Source organism: Fimbriimonadaceae bacterium (assembly GCA_019638775.1).
Classification (GTDB): Bacteria; Armatimonadota; Fimbriimonadia; order Fimbriimonadales; family Fimbriimonadaceae; genus JAHBTD01.
In genome coordinates, this window is record JAHBTD010000048.1 from 1 (window position 1) to 7,287 (window position 7,287).

Annotated in this window: 9 protein-coding genes; all 9 read right to left on the minus strand. The window is 62.3% G+C overall.

The window, feature by feature from the left end; translation table 11 throughout:
* The coding region (locus KF784_19130) for a YciI family protein (protein ID MBX3121178.1) at nucleotides 1-247 on the minus strand (247 nt) is incomplete at its 3' end.
* 63 nt (nucleotides 248-310) lie between these two features.
* A complete protein-coding gene (locus tag KF784_19135; GenBank protein MBX3121179.1) occupies nucleotides 311-490 on the minus strand; it encodes a hypothetical protein in 180 nt (59 codons plus the stop codon).
* A gap of 182 nt (nucleotides 491-672) precedes the next feature.
* Entirely contained in the window at nucleotides 673-1,941 is a 1,269-nt protein-coding gene (locus KF784_19140) for an RNA polymerase sigma factor (protein ID MBX3121180.1), read from the minus strand.
* Nucleotides 1,942-2,000: 59 nt separating this feature from the next.
* Nucleotides 2,001-2,324: a metal-sulfur cluster assembly factor gene (locus tag KF784_19145; GenBank protein ID MBX3121181.1), complete on the minus strand. Its 324-nt coding sequence runs from the start codon at nucleotides 2,322-2,324 to the stop codon at nucleotides 2,001-2,003.
* A gap of 49 nt (nucleotides 2,325-2,373) precedes the next feature.
* Nucleotides 2,374-3,474 carry a hypothetical protein gene (locus KF784_19150; protein ID MBX3121182.1) on the minus strand — a complete coding sequence of 367 codons (1,101 nt, stop codon included), beginning with the start codon at nucleotides 3,472-3,474 and terminating at the stop codon, nucleotides 2,374-2,376.
* Between the two features lie 22 nt (nucleotides 3,475-3,496).
* Nucleotides 3,497-4,045 carry a hemerythrin domain-containing protein gene (locus KF784_19155; protein MBX3121183.1) on the minus strand — a complete coding sequence of 183 codons (549 nt, stop codon included), beginning with the start codon at nucleotides 4,043-4,045 and terminating at the stop codon, nucleotides 3,497-3,499.
* A 177-nt stretch (nucleotides 4,046-4,222) separates the two neighbouring features.
* Complete coding sequence (locus KF784_19160; protein ID MBX3121184.1) at nucleotides 4,223-5,695, minus strand: efflux transporter outer membrane subunit; 1,473 nt, start codon at nucleotides 5,693-5,695, stop codon at nucleotides 4,223-4,225.
* A gap of 12 nt (nucleotides 5,696-5,707) precedes the next feature.
* Entirely contained in the window at nucleotides 5,708-6,013 is a 306-nt protein-coding gene (locus KF784_19165) for a hypothetical protein (GenBank protein MBX3121185.1), read from the minus strand.
* 10 nt (nucleotides 6,014-6,023) lie between these two features.
* On the minus strand, nucleotides 6,024-7,287 hold a 1,264-nt coding region (locus tag KF784_19170), incomplete at its 5' end, for an efflux RND transporter permease subunit (GenBank protein ID MBX3121186.1).

Consider the following 7,287-nt stretch of genomic DNA (forward strand, 5'->3'; position numbering starts at 1 on the left):
GCAGATAACCGGCCAATTGTTCCTTTGTTTCGGCGAAGGGCCCGTCGGTGGTCGTCACCTTCCCGTTGCGGACCCGAACCGTCGTGGCCGTGTCCACCGGGTGCAATGGCGAGGCAGACAACATCTCACCCTGCTTCGTCAGGGCCTCACAATACGCCATCGACTCGTCGGACAACGCGACGCGCTCGGCCTGCGACATCGCGTGCAGATGCTTTTCTTCCATATAGACCAAACAGAGGTATTTCATCCTCTCCTCCTGCTCAGGGATTACAGACTGGAGCGGTTTCTAGTCCTTGCGTTGCAGCGGCTCCTACAAGGCAAACACATTGCCCTCCGTGTCCTTGCAGACGGCGAAGGAGCCCATGCCCGGCACCTCGGTCTTCGGTGTGCATACCGCCCCATCGAGTTTCTGCACCTTCGCGGCCGCCCGGCTGACCGAAGGCACCGCCACATAGTTGGTGATGCCCTGCCCCGGGTACATGCGCGGCATCAACCCGCCGTCAGGCGAGGCATCCTTCCCCCCGGTGATCGACCTGTCACGCTCCCCTTCACACACTCACCGGTTTCACAAGATAGTCGTCGGCTACGACCAAATTCGACAAGGCTTGATTATGTTTCGATACTCCACCTGATTCCTCGATTGTTCAACTGGTTAGGCAAGCGATCGCCTGCTTAGGAGCCCTGGCCAGAGACTTCCAGCAGCCGGCGCTCAAGAAATCGCCGTTCCGGCTCCTGCCGGGTGAGACCGAGCGCCTGCTCATAGGCACGACGTGCGTCGTCCGTCCGTCCTAACCGGCGACAGAGGTCCGCGCGCGCCGCATGGGCTAGGTGATAGGTCTGCAGTTCCCCTCGCGCGAACAGGTCATCGATCAACCTCAGCCCCGCTTCCGGGCCGTGAAGCATCGCCACGGCGACCGCACGATTCAGTTCCACCACCGGCGATGGTTCAGCTTTGAGCAGCAAATCGTAGAGATCGACGATGCGGCGCCAGTCGGTCGCAGCCGCGCTGGCCGCCTGCGCATGGATAGAGGCGATCGCCGATTGAATCGCATAGGGGCCGACCTCCCCCATCGAGAACGCCCGCTGCACGAATGCGGCCCCCTCCGTAATGAAATCCCTGTTCCAACGTGTTCGATCCTGATCTTCGAGCAGAATCACGTCGCCGGATTCCGAGACGCGCGCGTCGCGCCGCGAATCCTGCAACAGCAGGAGCGCAAGCAATCCGATCGTTTCCGGGTCTGGGAGGAGTTGCACCAGGACACGAGCGAGACGAATGGCTTCTCCGGACAGATCATGGCGGGTGACGGCGTCCCCGGACGAGGCGGAATAGCCTTCGTTGAACACGAGGTAGACGACGCGCAGGACCGCGTCCACTCGCCCGGGCAACTCCTCTTGCGGCGGCACGTCATAGGGGATATGGGCATCACGAATCTTGGCCTTGGCCCGGACAATTCGTTGCGCGATGGTCGCCGGTTTGGTCAAAAATGCCCGCGCGATCTCTTCGGTCGTCAGCCCGCAGACTTCCCGCATGGTCATGGCGATCTGCGCCTCCGGCGTCAGGGCAGGGTGGCAGCAGATAAAGATCAGCCGCAGCCGGTCGTCCTCCACCGAATGTTCGTCGAGCGACTCGGCATCGAGGCTGATCGTAGCGGTTTCAAGTTGACGGGCGAGTTCTTCCAGGGATGCGTCGAAGCGAGCGCGGCGGCGCATGCCATCAATGGCTTTAAACCGGCCGGTGGACACGAGCCAGGCCCGTGGATTCGCGGGGATCCCCTCCCGCTCCCACTGCTCCACAGCCACCGTAAAGGCTTCGTGCAGCGCTTCTTCCGCCGCGTCGAAATCGCCGAGCAGACGAATCAGCGTCGCGAGGACCTGCCGCGACTGGGTCCGGTACAGCTCCTCGACCGCCGCGCGGAGAGATGTGGATGACTCCTCGCTCATGACAAGGCCCCTCGCGGACAGGCACAGCAGAGTCCCTGCCCGCAGTCACGGGATTCGCCTCACGTCCGGCCGAGTTGGGCCTTCGCTGCCTGGCTCATCATGTCCGGCTTCCAAGGTGGGTCCCATACGAGATCGACGTCGACCGCGCGCGCCTCGGACAACTCGCGCATGATCGCCGAATGCACCATTTCCATCAATAACTCTTCCATCGGGCAGGCGGGCGTGGTCATCGTCATGGTGACATGCACCTGACCATCACACACCTCGCTGCCATAGACCAATCCCAGATCGACAATGTTGATCCCCAACTCGGGATCCACCACTTGACGCAGGGCCTCCGTCACCCGAGGGTCTGATCCTGTTGCGTGTTTCTCTGTGGTCATCCAAGGCTCCCTTGTGCTGAGCACGACACCATTTTCATCATCGTCCGCATCAGGTCGGCGCGCGAGTCGCGGCACCGGACCGATCCGGCAGGCTCCCCAACGCCGTGACCGTATTCGCAAGAAACAGCACCAGCGTGACGGCATTCAACAACCCGCCCATTTGCCGTCCCGCACCCCACCCAGCCGCGTCACCGACCAGCCGCATCAGCAACGTCGCCTGCAACAGCACCACATGCGCATAAAACAACGGACGATACGTCATCCGCGCACCGAGCACCGCCGGAAAGATGATCGGCGCATGGGCAAAGATCATCGCGAACACGAAGCCCAGAAAAAACGCGTGCAAGATGACGTCGTACTGTGGCCCCACCGGCACACCGCCATAGCTCAAGGCCGCCAACCCGCTTATGCCCAACCAGGCATAGCCACTGAGCAGGCAGACGGCGATAAAGCGCGTCAGCCCGGTTTGTCGGACCGTTCGCCTGGCAATGTCATGACGACCTAACCACAGGGCCAGGCCGATACACCCCGCACCGGCCAGACGAACCCCGGCGTCGAACGACCATTCCAACAGAAGCAGCCCACTCAGAAGCAGTCCCACCAGAAACAGGAATACTGCCTGAGCCCCTCTCGGCACCTGCTGCAACCGGGCGAGCTCCAACCGTTCACCGGCAATGGTGATGAGCAGAAAGGCCGCCCACCAGAAGACGACCAGAAAGACGGGCCGACCGAGCAACCAAAGCAGATTGCCCAACAGCCACACGACGGCACCCACGCCCATCGTCGATGTGTACAGTGCCGGATGCCGACGGATGATGGCCGCAAAGATCGCAACCAGACCTGCACTGCCGCCCAGCATCAACAGTCGTGCCACGACCAGCGGACCGCCTGCAACCAAGACCAGCGCGCCAAGACCAGTGAGGAGCGGCGCCGCATAGGCCCAACGCTGGCCGAGAGCCACCGCACGCTCCAGACTAATCAATGTCCCGAGAAAACCCGAAACCATCAGCGGACCATGCAAAAACGAGAAGTCCGGACGAGGGAGCGGAACATTCCAGCCGAGACGGGCGAGTCCGGCCCAGACCCCCGTCAGCAAGGCCATCATGCCGAGTGCGAGGAGCGGGAGCCGTCGCGGGTGGCGGATCGTCATCGTGTCGGACCCTTGCGCAGTGTCATCGTGGCTCGATCACGTCAAGTGCAGCGATCGGTTCCAGGCGATACCCCGCCCGAGCCAACGCGCCTTCCAAGGTTTTCATGACCGCCGGGCTGTCGGAATGCCGCATGACGATCGGAAGCGGCGCGGCCTGCAGGGCAGCCAGCAGCGGTTCCATCTCGTCGGTCGGCAACTGGTCGCAGAGGGAGTAGAGCCCCTCCGGACCTTCTTCCAATGGATTGTGGTCTGAGAGGATCCGGCGAATCGTCGCCAGGATCTGAGGCGTCGGGGTGGGCATGAGCAACGTCGCCAGCGCACCATGGTCGAGCCGTAGCTTTGCCGCCACCGGCAACGGGGCCCCGCCACGCCAGCGCTGCACCGCAGGCAACAACAGCTTTTCTTCCATGCCGATGTGCCTGAGCAGTCCTGCGCGAAATTGATCGTAGGTTGTTTGATTATTCTGATCGGCCGTGGCTCTCGACGAGCACAACAGCCCGTCCAGGCGTCGGTGATCCTCTACCAGCAAGGTCGTGATGGGTCCCGGCCGTTCCTTGTCTGTCTCTGCCATCCCTTGGCTTCCGTCGTACGCTCGACTCGCTGGTCTCATGACCGGTTCGCTCGCCTCTTCATCAGCGACAGACCCTACTGCCTGGTGGGCAGACTGTCAACGTTCCGGACGGGGAGGCGAGAGGAATGATCCAACGAGGCGAAAGGCTGGGAGGAGGCAGCCGGACCAACGAGCCGGTCATCCACGGCCAGGTGGTACCACATCGGTCGCTGGGACTGCTGGTCCTCGCGTTCCCGGCGCCTGTCCCGGCTGCTGTTGCGCCATGTCCAGCGGTGACCATCCACCACCCAGCGCTTTGTAGAGTTGCACCACGGACACCAATTGCAGCCGGTGGGTGCCGGTCAGGGCCAGTTCCGCCTCAAACAAATTGCGTTGCGCCACCAGCACATCAAGGTAATTGGCCAGCCCTCCCTTGTAGCGAAGATTCGCCAGCCGCAAGGCCGACCGTAACGCGTCGACCTGCTGCGCCTGCGCGTCCCGCTGTTCCCGCGCCGTACGCACCGCGACCAGAGCATCCTCCACTTCGCGAAACGCGACCAGCACCGCCTGTTCGTATCGCGCCAGCACCTCACGACTCTGGGCCTCGGCTGCGTCCTGCTGAAAGCCGAGAATTTGCGCATTCAGCAACGGCCCCGCCAATCCTGGCCCCACCACCCCGAACGCCGTCTCGTCGGCAACCAGCCGTGACAATTGCGGACTGGCTACGCCCAGAATGCCGGTGATACTCAGCTTCGGAAATCGATCCGCCTTGGCCACGCCGATCCTTGCCGTGGCCGCCGCCAATTCCTGTTCGGCCTGCACCAGATCGGGGCGGCGCTGGAGCAATTCCGATGGAAGACCCGCAGGGACGTCCGGCGGCAACACCTGCTCCGTCAGGGAACGGCCCCGCGCCACCTGCCCCGGCGGTCGCCCGAGGAGAACGCTCAGCTGGTTCTCCTTCTGTACCATCTGTCTGGTCAATTCCGCCGCCCGGGCCGCAGCGTTGGCCCGTTCCGCCTCGAATTGATCCGCGTCGATGCGCGAAATCATGCCCTGCCGCAGTCGAGCCTCGGCAATCCGAACCGATTCCTCCCAGGACTTCAGCGTGCGCTGTGCGACGCCAAGCTGCATATCGAACTGCAGCAACTCAAAGTAGGCCTCCGCCACACCACTCACGAGTTGCAGCACGACCGCGCGTCGGGCTTCCTCTCTGGCTAACAGGTCTCCTCTCGCGGCCTCATTCGAGCGACGAACCCGTCCCCAGATATCCATCTCCCAGGATAAATTTCCCTGCAGATAATAGTTGAATGGATTGGGGAACCCTGGAAATAGAAAGTTCGCCTTGCGACCGAAGGAGGGCGCATTGGCCGTGACATCGGCCTTCGGGGCAAAATCCATTTTTGAAATGAACAGGCGCGATTGGAATTCCTCGACGGACGCCACCGCCCGCTGCAGATCCTTGTTCTCCGCGAGTGCGATGCGAATGAGGCGGCGCAATTCCTCATCCTGCAACAGGTCCCACCAGGGAAGATTGGCGAAGGACTCCGTTTCCTGAGCCGAGACCGCCATTCGGAAACCGTTCGGCACCTGCAGGTCCGGACGGGAGTAGTCGGGGCCGACCGCACAGCCGGTCAACATAACGAGCCCGATGATGAAGACGACAAAACGCATGATCGACCAATCCTATGCGGGATCGCACTGGCCGGACGCCCCGACCGGTCCCGTCCCGGTGATTTCACCCACGATGTGCCTGGTGCAGCAGCCATGGGCGATCAAGGCCGCGCCTTCCCGCCACATCCTGGCCAACAGGGCCTTGCCCTCCTCCGAAATGAACGTGATGCCGACCAGTTCCACGACGGGAGCGAACATCCCGGACTGCCGTACGGTTTGCCATACCCGTTCCAGTTCCGTCACCCAAGGCCCGCTCAAACTTCCCTCCAGGGTCAGACGAGCGGAATCTCCTGTCTGCTCCGACGTAATCTTCAGCATGGTTCTCCATTCACCCCTTTGCACCGGCAAGCTGCAAGCTAGGCTCCTCCGCGGCTTCAAGCTCCTCCGCCGGCTGATGTCGCGTCGCGATCAACGAATAGAACACCGGCACGACGAACAACGTAAACAGCGTCCCGACCGTCATGCCTGTAACCAGGACCATCCCGATACTGTTGCGCGCCGCCGCGCCTGGCCCCGACACCAACACCAACGGCAGGTGGCCGAACACCGTCGCCGCCGAGGTCATCAACACCGGCCGCAGTCTCGTCATGGCGGCTTCACGCAATGCTGCCGTCTTGGACAGGCCGCGGGCTTGCAACGTGTTGGCGAACTCCACGATGAGAATGCCGTTCTTCGCGATCAACCCCACCAGCGTAATCAAACCGACTTGCGAATAGATGTTGATCGTGGTCAGATCCAGAAAACTGAAGACCAGCGCCCCGGAGATAGCCAAGGGCACCGAACCCAGCAGCACGATCAACGGATCGCGAAAACTCTTGAACTGCGCGGCGAGCACCAGATAGATCAGCACGACTGCAAAGCCCAGCGTCACGATCAGCGCCGACCCCTCATGCCTGATCTGGCGCGACTCGCCGGCATAATCGAGGGTCGCGCGAGAACCGGCGGCGGCCGCGGCAGCTGTTTCCAGCACCCGTAGCGCTTCGTCCTTCGTTACGCCCGGTTTCACTCCGCCGAAGATGCGGACCGCATTGCGTTGCTGAAAACGATTCAAGGTTCGCGGAGCAGTGCTGGTCTCAATGCGGGTAAACGTCGAAACCGGGACCAACTGCCCGCCGGGCGTCTTGATTTTCAAGTCGAGCAGCGGATCGAGAGTGGCCCGATCCTTGTCGCCGATCTGCGGGATCACCTTGTAGCTCCGGTCATAGAAATTGAACCGGTTCACATAGGCGCCGCCGAGCAACGTGCCCAGCTCCTGGCCGACACGGGCCAGGTCGAATCCCAAGTCGGCCAGCCGTTCCCGATCGATCACGACCCGAGCCTCGGGCAAATCGATCTTGAGGTCCGTATCGACGTAGAGGAATTTTCCGCTCTGCCAACCGGCGCCGAGCACGGCCCCTGTGGTTTCCAGCAACTGCTCGGCAGGCAACTGACTTTCCAGGATCAGTTCGACATCATATTGTCCCGGCGTCGGCAGCGGCGGGTCGAGCCGCGGAAAGACCCGCAGACCGGGGATTTGCGACACGGCGCCATACACCTCGCCGTACATCAGCTCGGTTGAACGTGTCCGTTCGCGCCAATCTTTCGCCACCAAT

Coding starts and splice junctions, on each gene's coding strand:
- KF784_19135 (MBX3121179.1), bottom strand. CDS start 490: ATGCCGCGCATGTACCCGGGGCAGGGCATCACCAACTATGTGGCGGTG.
- KF784_19140 (MBX3121180.1), bottom strand. CDS start 1,941: ATGAGCGAGGAGTCATCCACATCTCTCCGCGCGGCGGTCGAGGAGCTG.
- KF784_19145 (MBX3121181.1), bottom strand. CDS start 2,324: ATGACCACAGAGAAACACGCAACAGGATCAGACCCTCGGGTGACGGAG.
- KF784_19150 (MBX3121182.1), bottom strand. CDS start 3,474: ATGACGATCCGCCACCCGCGACGGCTCCCGCTCCTCGCACTCGGCATG.
- KF784_19155 (MBX3121183.1), bottom strand. CDS start 4,045: ATGGCAGAGACAGACAAGGAACGGCCGGGACCCATCACGACCTTGCTG.
- KF784_19160 (MBX3121184.1), bottom strand. CDS start 5,695: ATGCGTTTTGTCGTCTTCATCATCGGGCTCGTTATGTTGACCGGCTGT.
- KF784_19165 (MBX3121185.1), bottom strand. CDS start 6,013: ATGCTGAAGATTACGTCGGAGCAGACAGGAGATTCCGCTCGTCTGACC.